This window comes from Parabacteroides goldsteinii DSM 19448 = WAL 12034 (assembly GCF_000969835.1).
In the GTDB taxonomy this organism is placed as follows: domain Bacteria; phylum Bacteroidota; class Bacteroidia; order Bacteroidales; family Tannerellaceae; genus Parabacteroides; species Parabacteroides goldsteinii.
Genome location: NZ_KQ033912.1, coordinates 2,913,458 through 2,938,431, shown reverse-complemented (window position 1 = coordinate 2,938,431; position 24,974 = coordinate 2,913,458). Strand labels below are relative to the sequence as shown.

The window sequence follows — 24,974 nt, the reverse complement described above, 5'->3', positions numbered from 1 at the left end:
GTTACACAGTTTTCTCTAATTATAGACAAAAACAAGAGGATTATTTTTCCGAAGTCTTACCGGATAGCACAAAATCGCGTATCAGGCCAATGATTACCAACAAATAAAAAATAGTCATCGGTACTCCCAGATAATGAATCAATGTCTCGTTGAGCGAAGTACAAAGTGCATAAGAAAAGAAAGAGACAATAGGAATCCCCACTGCATAATAGAATTTCCGGGGGAAATACAACATATAAACAACAGCCAGCAAATCACCCGCATACATATATCGTTCATGCATTCCTGGCAAAATAAAAGGAAAAATCACAGCCGAAAGCAATGCCAACCGGACCAAATACTCGTTCGTCAAATTAACCGGACGTTTCCAGGCCAGATATCCACCTCCTATTAACGCGAACAAAAAAGTAAACAGTATTCCTATCCATTTTACCGGTTCGTAGTAATCATTGCTGATCCACATATAAATATTGGGAAACTGTAAAGAAAGTTCCTCATAATGCGATGACTGTTTTACAAACACAGACAATAAATCCATCAACGGCCGACCGGCTATATAAGAAGGAAAAACCGATACCAGATAAACAGCAGGAATCAACAAAAAATAATACCATTTAATCCTGTTCCTCAGCAACAAAACAAAGAAAAAAGGAAAGAGAAGTACAGCCTGTAATTTAAAGGAAAAAGAAATCCCCAGAAACAAAACGGAAAGAAGAGAGCGCTTCTTCATCACAAAATAAATACTTCCCAACAGGAAAGAGGCATAAATAGAGTCGCATTGAGCCCAGTAGGAACTATTAATCAGGACTGTCGGAAGAAGTGGCACCACGGCAAACGCACACCATCTCACCCAATTTTCCTTATATTTCTGATAAGCAATCGCCCCCACAAACCAAGCAGCCACATACTCAAAGAGAACAGACAACAATTTAATCCCCACTAAAGGAGCTACCCCAAGCTTAGCTATCAGTAATAAAAAATACAGATAAGCCGGTGTGTAATTAGCAAACGGATAACGGAAAGCCTCAAAATAACCGTTCGACTTGATAAATTCCACCCACGGCAGAAGGAAAAAAGTATAATCCCCCGGTTGAGGGTAAAAAGGAAGCATACATAATTTTACTACTATGCCGAACAAAATCAACAAAGCCAGAAACTTTTTGTTTCTGAAAAGAGAAAACAAAAAAGAGATAATTTTCTGCATAATAGTAGTCTTTAATGAAAAGACCGGAGAAAAGCTTTTACACCCTTCCTCGGTCTTTATCAATTACCAATATTTATTTACCTAATATATCCATTGTATCGGAAGCGATCATATATTCTTCGTCAGTCGGCACAACGATAATTGTTACCTTACTGTCCGGAGTGCTGATCACCATTTCTTCACCACGCATACCTTCGTTCTTTTCAACGTCGATCTTCATGCCCATGAATTCCATGTTTTCACATACAACACGACGAGTAGCCCATTGGTTTTCACCTACGCCGCCAGTCCATACCAGGATATCGCAACCACCCATAGCAGCAGCATATGCACCGATATATTTCTTGATGCGGTAGTTATAGATATTCAATGCCATGATAGCGCGTTTATCTCCTTCGGCAACAGCAGCTTCGATTTCACGCATATCGGAAGAAATACCGGAAAGTCCCTGTACACCGCTCTGTTTGTTGATCAGATCGGATAAACCTTTGGCATCCAGTTTTTCCTTATCCATGATGAATGTAAGTGCGCCGGCATCTACATCACCACAACGGGTTCCCATCAGTAAACCTTCTACCGGAGTCAGTCCCATAGAAGTATCTATACTCTTACCGTTTTTAACAGCAGCGATAGAACCACCGTTACCTACGTGAGCTGTAATGATACGCTGTTCTTCGTAAGGAACACCCAGGATATCGCAAGCACGTTTTGATACATAGCGATGACTGGTTCCGTGGAAGCCATAACGACGGATACCATATTTCTTATACAGAGAATAAGGCAGACCGTACATATAAGCATAATCCGGCATTGTCTGATGGAAAGCAGTGTCGAACACACCCACCTGACGGATTCCCGGGATCAATGCGCTCATAGCACGGATACCTTTCAGGTTTGGCGGATTATGAAGCGGTGCCAGATCAATACACTCAACCATCTTACCGATCACTTCCGGAGTAATTTCCACACTACTGCTGAATGCTTCACCACCGTGTACCACACGATGACCTACAGCATCGATTTCGTTAAACGACTTGATACAGCCGTATTTATCGTCAGTCAGCACACTCAGGATGAACTCGATAGCTGCATTGTGTTCAGGCATTTCTTTTTCAAGAATCACTTTCTTGCCATCCGGCTGAGTGAATTTCAGGAAAGAACCCGGCAAACCCAGCTTCTCTACGCCGCCCTGTGCCAGTACTTCGTGTGTGTCCATATTGAACAGCTTGTACTTAACAGACGAGCTTCCGCAATTTAATACTAATATCTTCATATCTTTCTTGTTGTGTCTTTTTACTTTTTAGCAGCTTTTAAGCCGATAGACTGATTGCTGGCGATAGCAACCATCTTATAAATATCATCTACTGAACAACCGCGTGACAGGTCGTTAACAGGAGCAGCCATACCCTGAAGGATCGGGCCTACAGCTTCTGCGTCACCCAGACGCTGAACCAGTTTATAAGCAATATTACCTACTTCCAGTGTCGGGAATACCAGTACGTTAGCCTTTCCTGCCACTTCGCTGCCCGGAGCCTTCAATGAAGCAACCGATTCTACCAAAGCTGCATCCGACTGCAGTTCGCCGTCGATCTTCAGTTCCGGAGCCATTTCTTTCGCCAGACGGGTAGCCTCAACTACTTTGTCTACCATTTCGTGAGAAGCACTGCCTTTCGTAGAGAAGCTCAACATGGCCACACGCGGTTCAACACCAACGATATCGCGGGCTGTTGCTGCTGTTGCTACAGCGATACTTGCCAGTTCCGGAGCAGTAGGATTCGGCATTACGGCACAGTCGGCAAAAACCAAAAGACCTTCTTTACCGTATTCCGGTTTCTTTGTAAACATAAGGAATGCACCTGATACGCAACTCATGCCCGGAGCAGTCTTGATGATCTGCAAAGCAGGACGAAGCACGTTACCTGTCGTATTCTGCGCACCGGCAATTTCACCGTCGGCATCACCGGCCTTGATCATCAGGCAGGCAAGGAATAAAGGATCTTCTACCGTAACGGCTGCCTTTTCAGGAGTCATGCCTTTTTTCTGGCGCAATTGGAAAAGCAGGTCGGCGTAAGCGGCTTTCTTTTCATGATTTTTGGGGTCAACAATAGTAGCCTGTCCGATGTGGTTCAGACCGTAGTTTGCTGCCAGAGAAGAAATCTCGGCAGGATTTCCGATCAAAATGATGTCAGCAACTCCATCGGCCAATAAACGGTCGGCGGCTTTTAATGTTCTTTCTTCTGTTCCTTCGGGAAGAACAATGCGCTGCTTGTCAGCTTTAGCGCGTGCAATAATCTCTTGCATTAAATCCATAGCGGAAGATATTTTTATAGAATTTAGTAATTGCTACTGTTTGCGGGTACAAAAGTAGACAAAATGCAACATAGAGTTTGCAAAAAGTGCAAAAGAATTGCATCCCGACCTGCCACTTTCAGAACATTTAACAGTAATTCACGACTTCACGCTCTCCGGAAAGGATTTGCTGAAGTTCTTCGGCTGAGATATTGATTGCCAACTTGCCGTTATGAGCCACAGATATCTTACCGCGCTCTTCCGATACGATAATAATCAATGCATCCGTATCCAGCGACATTCCCAGTGCCGAACGATGGCGCAAACCCAGGTCTTTCGGCAGATTGGCGTTCTGCGCAACCGGCAGGATACAACCGGCAGCCTTGATCCTTCCGTCTGCTATGATCATGGCACCATCATGCAAAGGACTGTTTTTGAAGAAGATATTTTCAATCAGACGGGCATTCACATCAGCATTGAACATTTCGCCGGTATGTTCATAAACCGACAGGTCCACATCTTGTTGGATAACGATCAGGGCACCGGTCTTTTTACGCGCCATATTCATACAGGCCAGAACCACCGGAGCGACAAACTTACCTTCACTCTCCTTATCCGCTCCTCTTTTTGAAAACAGTTTCCCCAGAAACTTCCAGCCGCGGTGCGAACCGAGGGCCAGCAGGAAACGCCTGATTTCATCCTGAAACAAAATAACCAGTACGACAAAACCGACACTGATAAACTTATCCAGTATGGCGCCCATCAAACGCATTTCCAACACCTGCGAAACCAGGATCCATACAACAATAAACGAAACGACCCCGCTAAAGATTGCCAGCGTGCCCGAACTTTTCATCAGTTTGTATGTCTGATAAAGGAAGAAGGCTACCAGCAGTACATCGATCAGGTCTTTTATTCCGAAATGCATCCACATAATTTAATTGAAAATTGAAAATTGAGAATTGAAAATTACGGATGAACGTGATCTTCGACTTTCAATTTGGTTATTATTTTAACTGTTTCTACAGCAGCTTTCACATCATGAACGCGGAGAATATCAGTGCCGTTCATTAGGGCAAAAGCATTCAGCACCGTAGTTCCGTTCAGGCTGTCGGCAGGTGTTCCTCCCAGGAAACGGTAGATCATACTTTTGCGGGATATACCGACTAAAAGGGGAAGATCGAACACGCCGAACTCCTGTAAACGATTCATCAAAAGGTAATTCTGATCGACCGTTTTACTGAAACCGAACCCTGGGTCAAGGATAATATCATTTACCCCCAGCAAACGAAGTTCACGTACTTTCGATGCGAAATACAGCATGATCTCTTCCATCATATCCGTATAACCGGTATGCTGCTGCATTGTCTGGGGGGTTCCGCGCATATGCATCATAATATAAGGTACATTCAGCCCGGCAACAGTACCGAACATAGCCGGATCCAGTTCGCCGCCCGATATATCGTTTATGATGGCAACACCATAATCCTCCACACATTTACGGGCCACATCAGCACGAAATGTATCGACCGATACGACAGCCTCCGGATAATGTGCGTTCAATATCTTTAAGGCAAAAACCAGCCGTTCCATCTCTTCTTCCGGCGAAACCTCCTCTGCATCGGGGCGGGACGAATATCCGCCGATATCAATGATCTGACCGCCTTCCGACAATATAGCCTGTATGCGTTCTTCGATATCTGCTTCCGTTTGTTTACGGCTTCCGGCATAAAAAGAATCAGGGGTAACATTCAGAATCCCCATCACTACCGGGGTAGAGAGCGACATGAGTGTTCCCTTAATATTGAGCGTTTTATCTGACATTCCAATTTTATATTTCCAGCAAAGATACACGATTCTCACTGAAATCTTCCCTCTTCATTCCTCATTCTTCATTTAATTACTACTTTTGCTCTCCAATAATCAGCAAACGAAAGAAAGCTATGAGTATTTCAGAACTGTATGAATTATTTATACACCATCCGAAAATAACGACAGACAGTCGCAATTGTCCGCGTGGTTCTATCTTTTTCGCCCTGAAAGGGGAAAGATTTGACGGAAACCAATACGCAGAAAAAGCACTGGCTACAGGTTGCTCTTATGCCGTGATCGATAACCCGGACTATGTCACAGGCGAACGCACCATCCTGGTCGACAATGTATTGACAGCCTTACAACAGTTGGCTCACCGCCATCGTAAAGTATTAGGTATTCCCATTATCGGTATTACCGGAACAAATGGGAAAACGACCACCAAAGAATTACTGGCGGCCGTATTATCCACCAAGTTCAACCTGCTTTATACCGAAGGCAACCTGAACAATCATATCGGTGTTCCCCTGACCCTGCTTCGACTGACACACGATCATGAGATGGCAGTTATCGAAATGGGTGCCAGTCATCCGGGCGATATCAAAGAACTGGTAGAAATCGTTTTGCCGAACTACGGAATCATTACCAACGTCGGACGCGCCCACCTGGAAGGTTTCGGTTCCTTTGAGGGTGTAATAAAAACAAAAGGGGAATTGTATGACTATATCCGCCGCACAAAGGGAAAGATATTTATAAAGAAAGAAAATAAAGACCTCCAGGGGATCGCTAAAGGGATCGAACAAATCACTTACGGGGCAGACGATACTTCGTTCGCTTCAGGTCATGTGATCAGCTGTAACCCGTTCCTCACTTTCGACTGGAAACAACAGGGGAAAATTCATACTGTAGATACGCACCTGATCGGGGCATATAATCTGGATAATGTGCTTGCCGCCGTCGCCATAGGCCGTTACTTTAAAATTCCGGCAGAACGCATCAGCCGCGCCATTGCCGCTTACGAGCCGACAAACAACCGGTCGCAGTTAAAAGAGACAGCAAGCAACACCTTACTGATCGATGCTTACAACGCAAACCCCAGCAGCATGAAAGTCGCGTTAGAGAACTTTACAGCCATGCCGGTATCCCCTAAAGCCGTCATTTTGGGTGACATGCGTGAACTGGGGCCGGCTAGCGACGAATTGCATGCCGAAGCGATAGAAGAAATCAAAGCCGGAAAATTCGATAAAGTATTCCTCTGCGGAGAACATTTCCAAAAAGCAGGCAAAGACTTTGACACCTATGCCACAACAGAGGAATTGATCGACGCATTAAAAGCCAACCCGTTAAAAGGATACCATATCCTGATCAAAGGTTCACACGGGATGGCATTGGAAAAGACAATAGAAGTTCTGTAATAACTGTCTGTCCTGTTTGCTTGCCGACAATTGTCGGCAGGCCTGCTCACAATTATCGACAGGTTTGCTCATAATTGTCGACAAGCCTGTCCATAATTATCGGTAGCCAATATGATCAAGTAGTTCCTTCCTCCTGATTATCCATAAACAATACCTTCTTCAGCTTCTGATACAGGAAAGACAATACGAGCAGGATAACTCCCAGCATGATAAATACAATGATCTTACCAACCGTCGGTAGTAACCACAGATCGACAACAGGAAAATCAATAAGATAATCTTAATTTAATGAACGCAACTAAGATACGGATTAATTTAAATTACAGGCTATCCATAATCCTTCTTTGTTTCTCAAAAAACAAAATACGCTGTTGTTCACCACTGACCGATATCATGGTAGAGGCTTTCAGCAATGACTGAAGCCAGTTACGGACAATCTCATAGGCCTTTTCGTCCTGCGAAACAACCGTATTCAAAATAAATGCCCGAATGATGCTGATCCGGAAATTCTGTGAATCCAGATAACTATAACTGGCATCAAAATTAATATTTGAAATATAAAACAAAACCGGATTACCAGTCTCATTATATACCCCACGGGTTGCCATTAATTCCATATTATCGAGGAAACGGAGTAAATCCTGTTTTAAAAGACGGATATTTTCAGTATCTATCAGATGGATACTGCGACAATATAATATATCATTCACTATGTATTGAAAAATCAACGGATCCCAGATATAAGTAGTCTTCCCAATATGTTTCGATTCCGCCGCAGTTATCCGCTGAACCTCCAACAGTTTCTCCGAAGGTTCTATATCGCAGAAATGAACCGCCCTATCCGAATGGCCATACTGATTATACCATTTACAGAGATAAAAACGGGTTATATAATCGTAATCAAGTAAGAAAGTGGTAGGAAGCACGTTCATACACTCCACCCCGCAGGAAGACGGATCGGTGCCAGCTTCCCGCAACCGTTCGTTATACATTTCCCACATTTTAAAATCATCCTCTATCGGTTCCACATACTCCACCAGACTCAGCTGATAAGGACGACTCTTTGCCGCACATCCTCCGACCAGATTATCCAACGAGACCCCAAACTTATTGCAGATCGCAGCTATCTCTGCAAAAGAAAAAGCCACATCGCCCCTCATACGGCGGTACACAGCTTCTCTTTCTATACACAGTAAATCAACCAAAGCATTGGTCAGGGTCGCTTTATGTGGCATTTTCTCTCTGATCGCGCTGATTAACTTTTCGTAAATCAGGTCTTTACTCATAATAACAATTTTAATGATTGCCAGTAGACAAAAATAATAAAAATAAAGAACCATTCCTACCAATACTCATTTTTGACTACTTTTGTACATTTATAAACAATATAATAATATGCACGATCTTTGTTGTATAGGTCATATCACACTGGATAAAATTGTGACCCCTAAAAATACAGTACACATGGCGGGAGGAACCGCTTTTTACTTCTCCCATGCAATCAAACATTTCAACGACATCGATTATTCGTTGATCACGGCTTTAGCCGAATCGGAGATGAAAGAGGTTGATAAGTTACGGTCGGAAGGAATCGATGTGGCGGTTATGCCCAGCAAACATTCCGTTTATTTCGAGAACATCTACGGAGAGAACCAGGATAACCGCACGCAGCGGGTTCTGGCGAAAGCAGACCCGTTCACAGTCGATTATCTGAAAGATATACAGGCCAAGATCATACATCTGGGAAGCCTGCTAGCCGACGATTTCTCACTGGATGTCGTGAAGTACATGGCTGAAAAAGGACTCGTATCCGCCGACTCTCAAGGTTATCTGCGCGAAGTCCGTGATAAGAAAGTCTACGCTGTGGACTGGACAGAAAAGGAAGAAGCATTAAAATATATCCATTTCCTGAAAGCAAACGAACATGAAATGGAAGTGCTCACAGGCCACGACGATGTTGTCGGTGCTGCATTGAAAATGTATGAATGGGGAGTAAAAGAAGTACTGATCACGTTGGGCAGCCTGGGCTCTGTTATATACGATGGAAAAACATTCCATAAAATACCGGCCTACAAACCCAGAGAAGTGGTTGATGCCACCGGCTGCGGCGACACTTATATGACCGGTTACCTGTATCAGCGTGCCAAAGGTGCTTCCATAGATGAAGCTGGCCGCTTTGCCGCCGCCATGTCCACCATCAAGATCGAAGCCTCCGGTCCCTTCAGCGGAAGCAAAGAAGATGTCATCCATTGCATGGAGACGGCGGAACAGAAGTTTCCGGAAATTTAGACGAGCCTGTAAAATTCCCCATATTTTTTATTGTGTGGGGAATTTTCCCCAACTAGAAAGGGGAATAATCCCCATTGCAATGGGGAAAATAGAATTATCTAAACGCCTTGCTGAACGTGGTCATCAACAGAATACAAAGTCCCAGCAAACCGACCACCATATAAGCATATTCCATATTAAAAGCCTGCGAGATTGCTCCGATCAGTAATGGTGCGACAAGCGAACCGATAAAACTGATACTTGAAAGAATGGTAAGCGCAATCCCTACCGGTGTTTTCGACTTTGCCCCGACAAGGCTATAAATAGTAGGAACCATACTCGAAATTCCCAGTCCGACCAACATGAATCCGAATGAGTTGACAATCACCTTCAAGGCCATCGAATCAACTGTACTGCCCAATAAGGCAGAAGTAAAAAAACCGATAAAAATAAAAGCGCCGGACAACTGCAACACCCGCTGCTTTCCCCATATCCGGTACGCATAATTAGCCAGGAAGCGACCGACAGTCATCATCACCATAAACACCAGAAAGCCAATCTGCAAAGATTTAGGTACCTGCAAAACCGATTCAAAATAGACACCGCTCCAGTCAAACATCGCACTCTCAACCACCAAAGCGAACAAACCGACCAGCCCCAACTTAATCAGCAACATCTCCGGTCTCTTTATATATTGCCATTTCTCCGACTTATCTTCTACAGCTTCCGCTGTAGATACATCATCCTGTAAATACCTGCGGCTCACCATGGTAAGCAACAGTATCAATGCAGCGATCAACGTAAAATGCCAAAACGGAGTAACATCCGAAACGATCATGATAAAACCGATCAACGCCCCCAGACAGGCAGCCAGACTCCATCCCCCATGAAAAGAAGCCATGATCGTCCGCCCGTAAAGCCGCTCTATCCCGATCCCCTGTGTATTCAACGATATATCACACAGATTCCAGAACACACCGAAACAAAACAGAAACACCCCAAGCATATAAATATTCAATGCCGTCCCAATCGCAAATAGAGAAAGGGCATATCCCATAATACTGATCTGCACCATAATACGACTTCCCAGCTTCGACACCAGATAACCCGCCAGCGGAATCGCCACAAACTTCCCCACCGGAATCATAAACAGCACAATCCCCCAATACAGGGCATCATTCACCGTAAAGATCTCCTTAATATCAGGAATACGACTTGCCCAACTTGAAAAGCAAAGCCCCTGAGCAAGAAAAAAGGAAAGAACCGCAAAACGTATATGTTCTTTCGAATAAGCTACATGGTTATTAGAATCCATTTCATCAGATATTTATTGAACAGACAAATATACTCATAAGAACAGGAAATAACAGAAAAAAAGGTATGTTTGTACAAAATCCGAAAGACATGAAAACCAGAATGCTAATTATTTTCCTGTTGTTTTTCTGCAAAACTTTACTTTCAGGACAAACTATTGCAGAACGAATAATGCCTCCCGAAGGATATGTCCGAACAGAGGTAGCAGCAAATTCTTTTGCTTCATATCTCCGTCGGCTACCTCTGCAACCGGAAGGAAGCAAAGTTTTGCTTTATAATGGAGAGACAAAGCGTAATCAGCTGCCTGCTTATGCCGTCGTCGATCTGGATATCGGAAAACGTGACCTTCAGCAGTGTGCCGATGCCGTTATCCGGTTGAGGGCAGAATATCTTTACGGACAGAAACAGTATGCAGCCATCCACTTCAATTTCACAAACGGATTCAATGCCGAATATACCAAATGGGCAAAAGGCAACCGTATCCGTGTGAACAGCAATACAGTGTCGTGGTATCCATCCAAAGGCGAAGATTATTCCTATAAAACATTCCGTTCCTATCTGGATATGGTATTTTCCTATGCAGGAACAACCTCCCTATCGAAAGAACTGGCTCCGGTCAACTACCTGGAGATGAAGATAGGTGACGTATTTATCCTGGGCGGTCACCCGGGGCATGCCGTTATTGTCGTCGATATGGCCGTTCACCCAAAGACAAAAAAGAAAGTATTCCTGCTGGCACAAAGTTATATGCCTGCCCAGCATATCCATATACTGACCAATCCGGTAAACAGGAAGAAATCCCCCTGGTACGAACTGAGCGACTCGGATGATGGAAAGGTCTACACCCCAGAATGGATCTTCAATAAAAAAGATCTGAAACAATTCAAATAAAAAAACGTTTCAAAAGTTACTATATATCAACGCCTTACATTTAAATATATTATTTTTCTCATTTATTATTCAATAAAGATGCAGCCTTTTTACAACTTCTACCATCTTATTAGTCGTACATAATTTATTAACACTAAAATAAAAGAAAAATGAAGAAGACGTTGAAATGGTCGCTTATGATGATGTTAGCAGTAGTTGGTTTAACTTTTGCTTCTTGCAGTGATGATGATGACACTCCAACAGTAGGAACTGTAGAAGATGTTAATGGCGAGTTTACAGGGAAGATGACTTATGCAAAAGAAGCAAAAGAAGCAGCAGCTACAGGTACGACTCTGGAACTGAAAGTTGCAAATGACTCAATTCAGTTTGAGAAATTCCCTTATCAAGCATTAGTTGTAGAACTTTTGGGTGAAGAAGCATCAAAGCCTATCATCGAAGCGATTGGCGATTCACTGAATTACAAAATAAACTATACAGCAACAATGAATGCGGCAAAAGATTCAGTTGTAATGACTTTAAAACCGGAACCATTAAAAATCGATGCTGCTGGTGTTGAAGTTACTATTGAAGCAGAAAAGACAGCTTCATATGCAGTTAAAGACAAAAACTTAAAGTTCACTATTAAAGCTGCTAATGTAAAAGTAGGCGGAATAGACTTCCCTGGTGGTTGGACTCCGATGGACTTGTCTTTCGATATGAAGAAGAAATAAGACTAATTCTATCCAATATAAACGGAGGATGTTTCATTGGAAGCATTCTCCGTTTTTGTATTCCAACAACAGGTCCTATATAATATATGTATAGTGCGTCAAACTTTTCTCTCCTTCTTTCCGCAACTGATTACTATCAACCGCCTCTTTTAAGTCCCTGCTGGCCGTAGCTGTTGATAACTCTTTAAAATATCTCAGATAGTCTTTACGGGTAAAAGAAGCATCTGCTATATAATCCTTAAACAAAGCAATTCTGTCACGCCCCGTAAGTGTTACATTCTGCGATTGCAGTAATTCTTCGAGCGACTCTTCTACTATTCTCAGCATAAATTCAACAAAGATAGTAGACTCCCCTTGTCTGTCAGCAACAGCCAAAATCCGATAATACTCTTCCTGATTTTCTTTAATGAGAGACTCTACCGGCAAATATTCAAACACCGGATTATACTTCATCAAAATAACACTTTGCCACAAACGTCCCATTCTTCCGTTTCCATCAAGAAACGGATGGATAAATTCAAACTCATAATGGAAAACACAACTCTTGACAAGCAATATTTCATCATCATTCTCCAAATAACCAAACAAGTCATTCAACAGCGATTTAACAAGAGTCCCTGAGGGAGCGACATGTGCCAGCTGTTTTCCTTTCATGATGCCAACTGATTTATTCCTCAGCCTCCCAGCGTTTTCTACCAGACCATCCATCAATATCCGGTGTGCCTCACATAAGGATTCTATGCTAAAAGGATCAAAAAGGCCAATATTTTCATAAACACGAATTGCATTTTTCACTTCGGTAATATCTTTTAATGGAGCTATTACACGTTTCTTTTCCAATAAAGCCGTAACTTGATCGAAAGTTAACGTATTTCCTTCAATAACAAGAGAAGAATGAATTGTGCGTATCCTGTTCCTTTTTCTTAGTTCAGTAGGAGGCCTATGCAAACGGGCCGCTTTAATTTCACCCAGTTTTTCTGAAATTGAAGCGACTTTAGCCAATATATAAGGTGTTATTTTATAAAGAGGTTTCATTGTGATAGTATCATTTGATAGTATCAAAGATAAGAAATATATTTATATAAACATAAAAAATCTCCTTCCGGTATGCGAATTAACATGTAACCGGAAGGAGATTCTTATATTCAACAATCTTTTCAGGATTGGTCTGCTACAATTTCTCTTTCAAATAATGCCCTGTATAAGACTCCGGGCACAAAGCCACCTCTTCCGGCGTTCCGGCACAAACCAGATAACCGCCGGCGTTACCTCCTTCCGGTCCTAAATCGATCAGGTAGTCAGCACATTTGATCACGTCCATGTTATGTTCAATGATCACTACCGTATGCCCTTTATCGATCAATGCATTAAATGCTTTCAGCAGGGTCTTTATATCATGGAAGTGCAAACCCGTAGTCGGTTCGTCGAATACGAACAAAGTCGGCTGCTGCTTTTCCTGCCCCAGGTAATAGGCCAACTTCACACGTTGGTTCTCACCGCCGGACAAAGTCGAAGAAGTCTGTCCCAGTTTGATATAACCCAGGCCGACATCCTGCAACGGCTTCAACCTTTTGACGATCTTCTTTTCCTGCGAACCGGTATGTGCTTCGAAGAACTCGATTGCCTGGTTGACAGTCATTTCCAGCATATCATAGATATTCACACCGTGATATTCCACATCCAGCACATCCTGTTTGAAACGCTTTCCATGGCAGCTTTCGCATTCCAACGTGATATCCGCCATAAACTGCATTTCCACCGTGATACGGCCGTCCCCTTTACATTCTTCACAGCGTCCGCCTTCCTTATTAAAAGAGAAATAGGCAGACGTATATCCCAGCTGTTTCGCCAGTGGCTGTTCACCGAACAATTTACGGATCTCGTCGTAAGCACCGATATAAGTCACCGGATTCGAACGCGAACTCTTACCGATCGAGTTCTGATCGACAAACTCGATACCCTGTATCATCTTCATATCACCTTCCAGGCCGGAACAATCCACCATCAGCCGGGCCGCATCATCCAGATAATGCTTTACCCCTTCATAAAAGATATCCCGCACCAGCGAACTCTTTCCCGAACCGCTGACACCGGTAACAACCGTCATCACGTTCAACGGAAATTTCACATCTACCCCTTTCAGGTTATTCTTACGGGCCCCTTTCACCTCTATATAATTATTCCACAGGCGCCGGAAAGCGGGGACTTCAATCTTATCTTCACCGGTCAGATAACGGACCGTATAACTGTCGCTGCTGGTTTGCAGGTTATTCACATCCCCCTGGTAGACCACTTCGCCCCCCAAACGTCCAGCCTTCGGACCTATATCTATAATATAATCGGCTGAACGGATAATATCCTCGTCATGTTCCACCACGACCACCGTATTACCCAACGCCTGCAACTGACGCAACACCTTTATCAGCAAATCGGTATCTCTCGAATGCAACCCGATACTCGGCTCATCCAATATATACAAGGAACCGACCAGGCTGCTGCCCAACGAAGTCGCCAGGTTAATACGCTGGCTTTCACCACCCGACAACGAAGCCGAAAGGCGGTCGAGCGTCAGATACCCCAACCCGACATCCAGCAGGAACTGCAAGCGGTTCATAATCTCCGTCAACAAACGTTTTGCCACGGCCGCATCCGTTTCGTCCAGCACCAGGTTGTCAAAAAAGGCTTTTGCTTCCGTGATAGGCAATGCCACCAGTTCAGCTATATTCTTACCGCCTACTTTCACATAGAGCGCTTCCGGTTTCAGGCGGGCCCCTTTACAGGAAGGACAGGTCGTCTTTCCCCGATAGCGAGCCTGCATGACACGGTATTGTATTTTATAAAGATTCTCTTCCACAAACTTGAAAAAGTCGTCGATGCCGTGCAAGCCGCGGGCACCATGCCACAACAGGTCTTTTTCCTTCTGCGTCAGGTCGTAATACGGACGATGTATCGGGAAGTTGTATTTCTCGCTCTTGGCGATAAACTCCTTCAACCACTCTCCCATCACTTCGCCTTTCCAGCAGACTACCGCCCCCTGAAAGACCGACAAGCTCTTATCCGGCACCACCAGGTTCTCATCAATACCCAGCACTTTTCCGAATCCTTCACAGACCGGACAGGCTCCCAGCGGATTGTTAAAGCTGAACATCATATCGGTCGGTTCGATAAACGTGATACCGTCCGCTTCAAATTTCTTGGAATATTCCTTTACCACCGTCCCTTCGGCAGCATAGATACGGATAATACAGGTATCATGCCCTTCAAAAAACGCCGTTTCCGCCGAATCGGCCAGACGGCTTTTCAATGTCTTGTCGTCCGAAACCGTCAGACGGTCGACCAGCAATTCAATAGTGGAAGAACCGAGCAATGCCTCATCCGCCAACACTTCCTGGATACGGTAAGCCGTGTCGTTGATTGACAAACGGGTATATCCTTCTTTCTGTAAAATCTCCAGCTGCTCCTTCATGCCACGGCCTTCCGGCAGGACTACCGGGGCAAACACGGCAAAACGGGTACCGGCCGGATATGCCAGAACCTCCTTCACGATGTCTTTCACCTGATGCTTTTTCACTTCCATCCCCGACACAGGCGAAATCGTCTTGCCTATCCGGGCATAAAGCAGCCGCAGGTATTCATATATTTCGGTAGATGTACCCACTGTCGAACGCGGATTGCGGGTATTCACCTTCTGCTCGATCGCAATAGCGGGCGGAATGCCTTTAATATAGTCGCACTCCGGCTTGCTCATACGCCCCAAAAACTGGCGGGCATAAGAAGAAAGACTCTCCACATAGCGGCGCTGTCCTTCGGCATATAACGTATCGAAAGCAAGGGAGGATTTTCCGCTGCCGGATAATCCGGTTATCACGACCAGTTTGTCGCGCGGGATCTCTACATCAATATTCTTCAGGTTATTAACACGAGCCCCTTTGATAAATATAGCATTATTTTCAGACATAAATCTTTTCCTAATAAGGATACAAAAATAGCAAAAAGAAACGAGAACCTGAATTTAGTACAGAGGTATTCGGGTTTGTTATTATTTATTATCTATTATCTTTGAACCGGATAAGAGACTTTCGCATATCTATCTGAATTACATTTTTTAATCTACGGAAACAGGATCGTTTTTTACCATTTTTTTAGCTCGGAAATAACTTCGATAATTACTGAATCCAGCATGAATAACAATCTCCATCAAAGATATTTTTTGCTTTCTTTGTACAGCTTCCGCCTGTAATCTTTCAACTTCCTTCAATCGGTAATTATTAATAAAACGATTGAAATTCATCTCATACTCTCTATTTATAAATGCTGATATATAAGTTCTGTTAGAGAAAAGATCCTTGGCCATGTCGGTTATTTTGAATTCCGGGTTTAGATAAGGTTTCTTATCCTCTAAATACTTCTCGACTCGCTCCCGCCCCAATTGCGCATAATTCCCCAACGCAGTCATTTCCTTTTCTTTGGCAGTAACAGGTTCGATAATCACATAATTCTCCGAAAGAATATTCAGGCACAGCACAATATGAGTAAAAACTGCCGGCAACGTTGTAAATATCCAAATAAACCCCAACTTATTGAATAGCCCGATACCCAATATCAATCCGGCTATCGGCAAGGTTTGCAGCAGGACCCTGAAAATAATGATAAAGGATAGCCAATCCAGCGACATCCGGTAAATATCAGCGGAATAATCAGTTACCTGACGTTTATAGGATTTTATGCGGAGCAAGCTCAATACAGAATATAAAATACTCAGCAAAATACAGACAATAAACGTGATGTCGATTATCGCACTTGTCAGGCTTACCTCATTATCATAAATAGCAGTCCATCGTTGCCGGAACGGCACTATTAAGGCAATCACGTAAATAGTTACAGTCAAACACGACGGAAGGATAAAATGGTATACCGGAAAACGCCTCTGCTCGCCTATTCCCGTAATAATATAGGTAATCAGGTACAGGAATATGGGAATAAAACTGAACGAGGAAAAGAAAACAGGTTGGTATGTTATAAAAGCGTCGCGGGCGACAGAATGCATAACCAGTCCACTCCAGTACAACATTATCAAACAGTATACAGTGATTATGCTGTAATGTATTTTCCGATTGATTGTATTGGAAGAACGAGTTATGTCGAGCGAAATCATGATTAAGCCGACCGCAGCGCTTACCACAGGTATTGAAAAAACTATTGCACGTCCGATATCTTGATTCATCCTTTTTTATTTATTGGTGATTCCTTGTCAGTCTGTTCTTTATATGTATTTTCCAATTGAATCGCACGCTGGAAATGCCTAGAGTCTTTGAACCCCGCCATGGTCATTACCTGATACGGATTTTTTTGTTCATTCGAAGGATGCGCTATCAGAGTCTGGTATTCCCTAATCCGACATTGGTTCAGGTAACGCCTGAAATTCACCCCATAAGTTTGATTGACAAAATTGGACATCACGGTACGGTTCACCCCCATCGCCTCGGCCATGTCAGTCAATTTGAAATCAGGATCGAGGAATGGTTTTTGTTGAGACAAATAGTTTTCGAACGCCGTCCTGTTCAATTGTCCGCGGGTGTCATCCGGCACAGGGTATTGTTTGGCGATCAAACCGTTGTTCCCAGTCTCATTTTCATTGCCTGAAAACAAATCAAAGGTCTTGTAAGAGAGATATTGCCTACGGATAACCTGATATGTAAGCAAGATTTCCTGAGCCATAATGCATAACGCGTTCAACCGAATAAGCCATTGACTTGCCCCGACCAACGAAGGCAAAAAAGCAATTAGAAATATAACGATGGAAAGTATAGAAAGCATGAAAAACATAATGAGCCAACGCGATGATTTAATACTGACATATTTTCGATCCGTATCGGCCATTTGAAGTACCGTCTGCCTATAATACCGCAGCAATAACAGGCCAGTCGGAACAATATAAGCTATTGCAGTGATAAACCGCAGTAAAGAACTGGATATAAAAAGCTCCGTATAGCGCTCAAATAACGACAGTCTGGTAAAAAGTCCTCCCTCGGGAGGTGACATCCAAGCTGTCGTTATCAGGATAATTGCCAATGTGGGTACCGGCCAAATGTAATTCAGTACGGGAAAGTTTCTCTTTTTCCCTAAATAGGCCAAGTAATAAACGATATTGTAAAACAATATGGGAATATAAATATACGACAGGGCAAAAGGAATATCGACCGGAAGGAATATCGGATCGTCAGAGAGCACATGCCATAAAGCAGATGACCACCATACGGCTATCAGGATACAATAAATGCTTACAACCCGCCTTAATTTCCTTTCGGCAAGATTGCGATAATTCCATATCAATAATAAAGTAAAGACCGAACATATGGCCGAACAAAATATCGGTAAAATATAGGTCATCAAGTTGCTGTATGTGACAAATGCTCCCATGTCAATCGAATTCAAATTATTTTTCTCGAGTGTGTGTTTCTGCTGGCTTTTTCCGATGCACTTAAATTGCTTAGGCAGACAGTCATAAACTCACTGACATTACGGTATACAAAGATAGCCTTTTTTACTGCACTTATTTGTATTACAACTGTTAATAATGACTCCGCGCACTTCTAAAATGAGTCAGACTTTGATGATTTGACATGCCCGTTACAAAATTGCAGCTTGTGTAAAATGGTCATTACGATTTTGCCGATATGATTTATACGTTTTGACACTATGCGATAACAAATACGCCGTTCCTTTGTGCAAAACAAAAATAAAGAAAGCGAGGTCACCGCAACTGACCTCTTGAAACTGTCTATGCAAGAACAGACTATAAAATTTACAACGGAATAATTAACTATAGCCATAAAATATGCACAATGGAATTATAAAACGAATATTGGTCCTGCTGGTAGTTACTACCGCCGGTATGATGCAGGATACCAAAGCCCAGAACGTGGCTGTCAAGAGTAATGTTCTGGCAGATGCTTTCCTGAATCCGAATTTGGGAATAGAGATCAGACTCGCACCTAAATGGACTTTGGACGCTACGGGACAGTTCAACGCATGGACACTCTCGCACGACCGGCGCTGGAAACACTGGGCCGTTCAACCTGAGGTCAGATACTGGTTCTGCGACCACTTCTCAGGGCACTTCGTAGGTGCTCACATCCATGGCGGACAGTATAACATCGGAGGTTTTGACGGAAAAATCAACTTTCTCGGAACGGATGCCCGCAAGCTGAAAGATACCCGTTATCAGGGCTGGTTCGTCGGCGCTGGTATCGCTTACGGTTATACGTGGATACTGGGGCGGCATTGGAACCTTGAGGCGGAAATAGGCTTTGGTTATTCCTATACACGCTATGACCGCTTCCAGTGTGCCGGGTGCGGCAGAAAGTTAGAAACGGACAAGCCGCACCACTATGTGGGGCCGACGAAAGCGGCAATCAACCTTGTTTATGTATTTTAATCGTGTGCAAAGATGAAAAAGACAATATATATCCTATCAGTCCTTTTGGGCATGGTTACGGTAACGGAAGCACAAACTGCAATCGACTTGCGGAAACAGGACATCGTGAACGGTGTTTCCGTGGAGAATCTAAAAATAGAACGCAACGGCGGGTACATCGCCATAGACATGCTTTGGGATTTGTCAGGGCTTGACGTAGACGATAATCGTGCCGTACTTCTTACACCATGGCTAGTCAATGGCAACGACTCGCTCGACCTGCAACCGATAGGGGTTTACGGCAGGCGCCGTTACTACTTCTATGTACGCAATGGCGAAAGCATGCTATCGGGCAAGAATGAAAAGAGCTATAAGGCCTCGGAAAAACCCGATACCCTCAAATACCACCATATGGTACCATACGCCGAATGGATGAACGGAGCCGTGCTGTCGCTTCGTCGTGACGACTACGGGTGTTGCAACACGTTGTTGGCAGAGCGGAATGACACGCTCGGACGACACACCGAAGCGTTTTTCCCCGAACTGGTATATATACGTCCGCAAGGGCAGATCGAAAAACAGGATTCACTCGAAGGTTCGGCGTTCATCGACTTCCCGGTGAATCAAACAGTGATTTATCCGGATTATCGACACAACACCGCCGAACTTGGGAAAATACAGTCATCGATAGACTCCGTGCAAGGCGACATGGACATAACCATTACTTCGGTATGGCTGAAAGGTTACGCTTCACCCGAAAGTCCTTATGCACATAACAAAGAGTTGGCTATCGGACGTACGGCAGCATTGAAGAAATTCATACAACAACTCTACCAGTTTGAAGACGAGGTAATAACGACTGACTACGAACCGGAGGATTGGGTAGGATTGCGCCACTACGTGGAACAGTCAGACCTTGAACATCGCACAGAAATGATTGCTTTGATAGACGGCAATTTGGAACCGGATGCCAAAGAGCTGAAAATAAAACAGACCTATCCGGCGGAATATCGCTTCCTGTTACAGAACTGTTATCCGGCGTTGCGCCACACTGACTACCGCATAGTCTACACTATCCGCAGTTACAGCGACGTGGAGGATATAAGGCGAATCATACGTGAACGGCCGCAGAAACTGAACCTGAATGAGTTCTACCTCGTCGCACAGGAGTATGAACCCGGTACGGATGAGTTCACTGAAGTGTTCGAGACAGCGGTACGCATGTTCCCGGATGACACCATCGCCAACCTGAACGCCGCCAACGCTGCCATGCGCCGTGGCGACCTCACGGCCGCAAAGCGTTACCTTGCCAAAACGGACAATTCGCCCGAGGCTGTTTATGCCCGAGGTGCACTGGCCATCCGGCAAAAAGATTACAACAGTGCCCGACGTTACTTGAACGAGGCGAAATCTCTCGGATCAGAACAGGCCGGCATCACGCTTGAACAGCTTGAAAAAGGGAAACATTAAGGATAAACGAGATAATATATTATTAACAAAATTAGATTACAAACATTTATGAAGATGAATAAATTATTTTTAGGTATGTTCGTATGCATCGCATTGTGTGCATGCTCGAACGACGAATCAGGAATTATTCCGGATGATACACCGAATGCCTTCACAGGAGACGAGGCGTACATCAATATCCGCCTCGCTGATGCAGGTTCACTTACAAAGGCGCAAGAAGGTGGCTTTGAGTACGGAACAAACGAACAGTCTGTAAAAAACGCCTACTTCTACTTTTACGATGCAGACGGTGTATTCGTGACACAAGGTAATGCTTGGGGAGGTGGCAACGCCTCAACGACTGCCCCTGCCGGAAACATTGAATTTGTGAGCAACAACGTCGTTGTACTGAAAGGACTGGACAAAAAAGACTATCCTAAATATATGGTAACAGTGCTCAACAAACCGACCAACTTCGTGTATGGAAAAACACTCGACGAAATGCAAACAGTGCTTGCAGACAATAACGCGGAAGGTATTTATTATCCGGAAACGACCAATAACGTCACTACCAATTACTTTACCATGAGCACTACGAGCTACACCGAAACCAATCGGACAAAATATTTCGTGACGGAAGTTAAAGAGGAAAATTTCTCTCTTGAACCGATAACAGATGTGAGTGCCATTAGCAATGCAGTGACTGTATATGTGGAGCGTCTGGCTGCCAAAGTAACCTTGAATGTATCCGATGAACTTCCAAAGGATGTAAATGGGCGTTATCCGATAAAAGTCACTGTAGCAGGCGAAGACAACCCAGCCGGAAGCGGTAATATCGCTTCGGAAGAGCTTTATGTGGAATTGCTCGGATGGAAATTGAACGCCACAGCGAAGAAATCGTACATGATTAAGAACATAGATGCAACTTGGACGGATAATGACTTGGGCTTTACATGGAACAGATGGACCGACCACCGCAGCCATTGGGGTAAGTCGTTCAACTACGGTTTGTCCGGCTATCCTGAAAATGCGGCGGGAGTTCCCGCCAATTCCACATATCTGAATTATGTCGATTTGGAAAGCGACTTAACCGCATTGGGAACCCCTGCCTATTGCGCCGAGAACACCAACACAAACACCATCGTGACTGGCAACTTTCCTTCTACCGTTACGAGTGTCCTGTTGAAAGCCAATATATGCGATGCAAGCGGCAATGCACTCGACCTCGTACGTTACAATGGTGTACTTTTCAAACAAGACTCCTTCCTCGAATATGTGCTCAACGTACTGAAGACGAAAAACCAACTGAACATGTGGTATGAAGACGGTCAAGACGATGGAGGTAATACAAAATATACACAGATTGGTAAAGAGTATGTGAAATTGGAGAATATGGGCGACGGAAAAGTAAAAGTGGTATTTACGAATGAGAATGAAACCTCATTATATACAGAGGACGGCGCCAACAGTTCGGATCAAATCATCGCCGCTCTTAACGAAAATCTGGCCGCTGCTTCAGCAGATGCCATCGCTTACAACGGTGGATCGATGTACTACAATATACCTATCGAACACCTCAACAATGGCGATGTCGCAAACGGGACTATTCCGGAAGCCAAATACGGTGTGGTGCGCAATCACCACTATGTAGTCACCATTGACAAATTGGAAAATATAGGCAAGGGGATTTTTGACGAAGACGAAAAAATCGTTCCCGGCGAAGATCCGGACGGTGACACTTATTACGTTGGCGCGAAAATCAATATCCTTTCCTGGAAGATTGTCAGCCAAAATGTGGAACTTTAATTTTTCTTGAAACAATCTTTATCTTATAAAACAACCATTCCATGAGGAATAAACCCCACATGGAATGGCTTTAGAAAAGCGCTTCCGCTCCGGCGCAAAGAGAGGACGGAACCGGAAAGGGCGCATCTGCCATTTCCCACCGAAAATGAAAATCCCCTGCGGTATTTTCCGCAGCATACATATATAAAATAAATAATATAAATCAAATGAATATACGATCTTACATAAGAAAAATAAACGTCAAGTCGATGGCGGTCATCGCTTGCACCTCGATGCTATATGCCTGCGACAGCTTAATCTATGACGATGAGGGCGACTGCTCGGTAAACTACCGTGTGAAATTCCGCTACGATTACAACATGAAGTTTGCCGACGCCTTTGCCCACGAAGTGAACGTAGTGACACTTTACCTGCTCGATGTCGACGGCAAGGTGGTTTGGCAACGTACCGAACAGGGAGAATCCCTTGCGGCTGATGATTATGCCATGACCATAGATGTAGAACCAGGCGAATACGAGCTGCTCGCTTGGTGTGGCACAACTGACAAAGGTTCTTTCTCAAGACCTGCAACAACCGTCGGCAGAGAACTGACCTGCACGCTTGACAGGCAATACGATGCCGGAAACAAGGCATTCGTCAACGAAGATCTCGACCGCTTATTCCATGGGCGACTGCCGGAACAGACGTTCGGTGAAACCGAAGGTACGTACACTTATACCGTACCATTGGTGAAAAACACCAACAACGTCCGAGTGGTGTTACAACACCTCTCGGGAGAGGCTGTGGACAAAGATAAGTTCGTCTTCACCATCACCGATACTAACGGAAGCATGGACTGGGACAACACATTGCTACCCGACGAGCCGGTGACTTTCTTCGCATGGCATACCGACGCCGGGGAAGCAGGCATAGACTCCCAGTCCGAAGAAATACAGACTGTGTCTCGCGCCATTTTCAGCGCAGCCATAGCCGAACTGACCATACCACGTCTTGTAAAAGGACAGAAAACACAGCTCACCGTGACCAACAAGGAAACAGGAAAACCAGTTTTCTCCATTCCTCTTATCGACTATGCCTTGCTTGTGAAAGGTTTCTATAACCGGGATATGGACGACCAGGAATATCTCGATAGGCAGGACGTATACGACATGGTGTTCTTCCTCGATAAAGGTGACCGTTGGCTCGATGCCTACATTTACATCAACTCTTGGAAGGTGGTGCTGCAAAACAGCGAATTATAATAAAAGGAATGCGAATGAAAAATGTGGTAAAACATATCATCACGGGGACTCTGATGCTCCTTGCGTTGTGGAGTACCTCGTGTAGCCATGAAACGGATGTTTTCGGCATATCCGAAAAAGAAACAGCTCTCAGCATCGGCTTCAGATTGCCCACAAGAAGCCCGGAGACCGGTGAAGGCTATGAAGTTGGCGAAACCTATGAAAACTACATAGACATAGAGAACAACAACTACAGGATTTATTTCTTCACCTTCGACAATAAGCTCATCGCTCGTTTTGAGCCGGACGGTTTCGTAGTAACTGAAAAAAGCGATTACAGGGATTATAGTGTACTTGGCAAGGCACCCGCCGCTTTGGCCAATCACAAAAACTTCAAAATGGTCGTGCTTGCCAACTGGCCGCAATATGGCGACGATACGATGAAGACCGGAGAAACGTTGCTTTCGGATATCTGCAATGCCGATTGGGGGCAGTTCGATAGTTTTTCTTCTTTCGAGTTGAAACCGGAACGACTGATTCCTTTCTATGGTGTCCATGAATACAACAATATAGAGTTCAAGTCAGGAGAGGTTACATTGTTACCTGAGCCTGTCACTCTACTCCGTGCCGTGGCAAAGGTGGAGATGATCCTCAAGACAGATGACTATTTTGACTTATCGATCAGTGAGGTAAAAGTTCGCCGCTATAATAAAAAAGGATATTGTGCCCCCAAAGATATTTTTTCACAGGACGACTACGACCACGGTGGTGAGTGGAGCAGCGATTACGTTAGCGGCTTGCACCTCGTAGGAAATAGCAACGATACGGAAGAAAAAATACAAAATTTCCGCTTTGTAAGCCGGTGGGTTGGTACTGACGGAAATAAATATGAGAAATGGATTGCCTACCTGACCGAATACCAAAATATTGACGCAGGCGACAAATACGCGTGCATTGAAGTAAGGCTCGATGCCCAGACCGGTGAGGACGAACCGTATAAAGTCTATTTCGCAAATTACGATGAGAGTGGAAAGACAGATAATAAGGACAATACCAAGCGTTTCGACATCAACCGAAACATCCTCTACCGTTTCACCATCACCGTCCGCGACAACAGGCTCACCGTGAACGTGCAAGAATGGAAATATACTTATGATAATGAATATACTTTTGACTGAT

At 44.2% G+C, this 24,974-nt stretch carries 20 protein-coding genes; 9 read left to right on the top strand and 11 right to left on the bottom strand.

Annotation, left to right across the window (positions count from 1 at the left end):
* Positions 1 to 40: 40 nt before the first annotated feature.
* The 5 genes from HMPREF1535_RS10625 to folP form a co-directional block, all read right to left on the bottom strand.
* Positions 41 to 1,204, bottom strand: coding sequence for a hypothetical protein (locus HMPREF1535_RS10625; protein ID WP_010800840.1), 1,164 nt, complete (start codon positions 1,202 to 1,204; stop codon positions 41 to 43).
* A gap of 73 nt (positions 1,205 to 1,277) precedes the next feature.
* The gene (locus HMPREF1535_RS10620) at positions 1,278 to 2,477 is read right to left on the bottom strand and encodes an acetate/propionate family kinase (RefSeq protein WP_009859983.1); all 1,200 of its coding nucleotides are present in this window, start codon (positions 2,475 to 2,477) and stop codon (positions 1,278 to 1,280) included.
* A 20-nt stretch (positions 2,478 to 2,497) separates the two neighbouring features.
* A complete protein-coding gene (gene pta, locus HMPREF1535_RS10615; protein ID WP_046146097.1) occupies positions 2,498 to 3,514 on the bottom strand; it encodes a phosphate acetyltransferase in 1,017 nt (338 codons plus the stop codon).
* A gap of 127 nt (positions 3,515 to 3,641) precedes the next feature.
* Positions 3,642 to 4,427: a diadenylate cyclase CdaA gene (cdaA, locus tag HMPREF1535_RS10610; RefSeq protein WP_044215084.1), complete on the bottom strand. Its 786-nt coding sequence runs from the start codon at positions 4,425 to 4,427 to the stop codon at positions 3,642 to 3,644.
* A gap of 35 nt (positions 4,428 to 4,462) precedes the next feature.
* A complete protein-coding gene (gene folP / locus HMPREF1535_RS10605) occupies positions 4,463 to 5,317 on the bottom strand; it encodes a dihydropteroate synthase (RefSeq protein WP_009859986.1) in 855 nt (284 codons plus the stop codon).
* A 119-nt stretch (positions 5,318 to 5,436) separates the two neighbouring features.
* Between folP and HMPREF1535_RS10600 the strand changes: the two genes are divergently transcribed.
* Positions 5,437 to 6,720: a UDP-N-acetylmuramoyl-tripeptide--D-alanyl-D-alanine ligase gene (locus HMPREF1535_RS10600; RefSeq protein WP_010800842.1), complete on the top strand. Its 1,284-nt coding sequence runs from the start codon at positions 5,437 to 5,439 to the stop codon at positions 6,718 to 6,720.
* Positions 6,721 to 7,040: 320 nt separating this feature from the next.
* Here HMPREF1535_RS10600 and HMPREF1535_RS10595 read toward each other — a convergent pair whose 3' ends face one another.
* On the bottom strand, positions 7,041 to 8,006 hold the full coding sequence (locus tag HMPREF1535_RS10595; RefSeq protein ID WP_046146510.1) for a helix-turn-helix domain-containing protein: 966 nt from the start codon (positions 8,004 to 8,006) through the stop codon (positions 7,041 to 7,043).
* A gap of 109 nt (positions 8,007 to 8,115) precedes the next feature.
* Here HMPREF1535_RS10595 and HMPREF1535_RS10590 point away from each other — a divergent pair, with 109 nt between their 5' ends.
* Positions 8,116 to 9,009: a PfkB family carbohydrate kinase gene (locus tag HMPREF1535_RS10590; RefSeq protein ID WP_009859989.1), complete on the top strand. Its 894-nt coding sequence runs from the start codon at positions 8,116 to 8,118 to the stop codon at positions 9,007 to 9,009.
* A 94-nt stretch (positions 9,010 to 9,103) separates the two neighbouring features.
* On the opposite strand, the gene HMPREF1535_RS10585 is transcribed toward HMPREF1535_RS10590, so the two are convergent.
* Entirely contained in the window at positions 9,104 to 10,303 is a 1,200-nt protein-coding gene (locus HMPREF1535_RS10585) for an MFS transporter (protein WP_046146096.1), read from the bottom strand.
* 101 nt (positions 10,304 to 10,404) lie between these two features.
* Here HMPREF1535_RS10585 and HMPREF1535_RS10580 point away from each other — a divergent pair, with 101 nt between their 5' ends.
* Positions 10,405 to 11,193: a DUF4846 domain-containing protein gene (locus HMPREF1535_RS10580; protein ID WP_392391963.1), complete on the top strand. Its 789-nt coding sequence runs from the start codon at positions 10,405 to 10,407 to the stop codon at positions 11,191 to 11,193.
* Between the two features lie 149 nt (positions 11,194 to 11,342).
* Positions 11,343 to 11,903 carry a DUF4840 domain-containing protein gene (locus tag HMPREF1535_RS10575; protein ID WP_009859992.1) on the top strand — a complete coding sequence of 187 codons (561 nt, stop codon included), beginning with the start codon at positions 11,343 to 11,345 and terminating at the stop codon, positions 11,901 to 11,903.
* A 75-nt stretch (positions 11,904 to 11,978) separates the two neighbouring features.
* Here HMPREF1535_RS10575 and HMPREF1535_RS10570 read toward each other — a convergent pair whose 3' ends face one another.
* From HMPREF1535_RS10570 to HMPREF1535_RS10555, 4 genes are all read right to left on the bottom strand, one after another.
* A complete protein-coding gene (locus HMPREF1535_RS10570) occupies positions 11,979 to 12,905 on the bottom strand; it encodes a Fic family protein (protein WP_244275594.1) in 927 nt (308 codons plus the stop codon).
* A gap of 169 nt (positions 12,906 to 13,074) precedes the next feature.
* Positions 13,075 to 15,861, bottom strand: a complete 2,787-nt coding sequence (gene uvrA / locus HMPREF1535_RS10565) for an excinuclease ABC subunit UvrA (protein ID WP_046146094.1) — start codon at positions 15,859 to 15,861, stop codon at positions 13,075 to 13,077.
* Between the two features lie 147 nt (positions 15,862 to 16,008).
* Positions 16,009 to 17,127 (bottom strand): helix-turn-helix domain-containing protein, encoded by a 1,119-nt coding sequence (locus HMPREF1535_RS10560; RefSeq protein ID WP_046146093.1) that lies wholly within the window; start codon positions 17,125 to 17,127, stop codon positions 16,009 to 16,011.
* The gene (locus HMPREF1535_RS10555) at positions 17,124 to 18,323 is read right to left on the bottom strand and encodes a helix-turn-helix domain-containing protein (protein WP_046146092.1); all 1,200 of its coding nucleotides are present in this window, start codon (positions 18,321 to 18,323) and stop codon (positions 17,124 to 17,126) included. The genes HMPREF1535_RS10560 and HMPREF1535_RS10555 overlap by 4 nt, the downstream gene beginning before the upstream one ends.
* A 418-nt stretch (positions 18,324 to 18,741) precedes the next feature.
* On the opposite strand from HMPREF1535_RS10555, the gene HMPREF1535_RS10550 reads away from it, so the two are divergent.
* From HMPREF1535_RS10550 to HMPREF1535_RS10530, 5 genes are all read left to right on the top strand, one after another.
* Entirely contained in the window at positions 18,742 to 19,341 is a 600-nt protein-coding gene (locus HMPREF1535_RS10550) for a DUF3575 domain-containing protein (RefSeq protein ID WP_046146091.1), read from the top strand.
* Positions 19,342 to 19,353: 12 nt separating this feature from the next.
* Entirely contained in the window at positions 19,354 to 20,790 is a 1,437-nt protein-coding gene (locus HMPREF1535_RS10545; RefSeq protein ID WP_187386424.1) for a DUF3868 domain-containing protein, read from the top strand.
* Between the two features lie 48 nt (positions 20,791 to 20,838).
* On the top strand, positions 20,839 to 22,575 hold the full coding sequence (locus tag HMPREF1535_RS10540; protein WP_187386423.1) for an Mfa1 family fimbria major subunit: 1,737 nt from the start codon (positions 20,839 to 20,841) through the stop codon (positions 22,573 to 22,575).
* Positions 22,576 to 22,781: 206 nt separating this feature from the next.
* Complete coding sequence (locus HMPREF1535_RS10535; protein WP_044215082.1) at positions 22,782 to 23,816, top strand: FimB/Mfa2 family fimbrial subunit; 1,035 nt, start codon at positions 22,782 to 22,784, stop codon at positions 23,814 to 23,816.
* 14 nt (positions 23,817 to 23,830) lie between these two features.
* Entirely contained in the window at positions 23,831 to 24,973 is a 1,143-nt protein-coding gene (locus HMPREF1535_RS10530; RefSeq protein WP_046146089.1) for a hypothetical protein, read from the top strand.
* Position 24,974 lies beyond the last annotated feature (1 nt).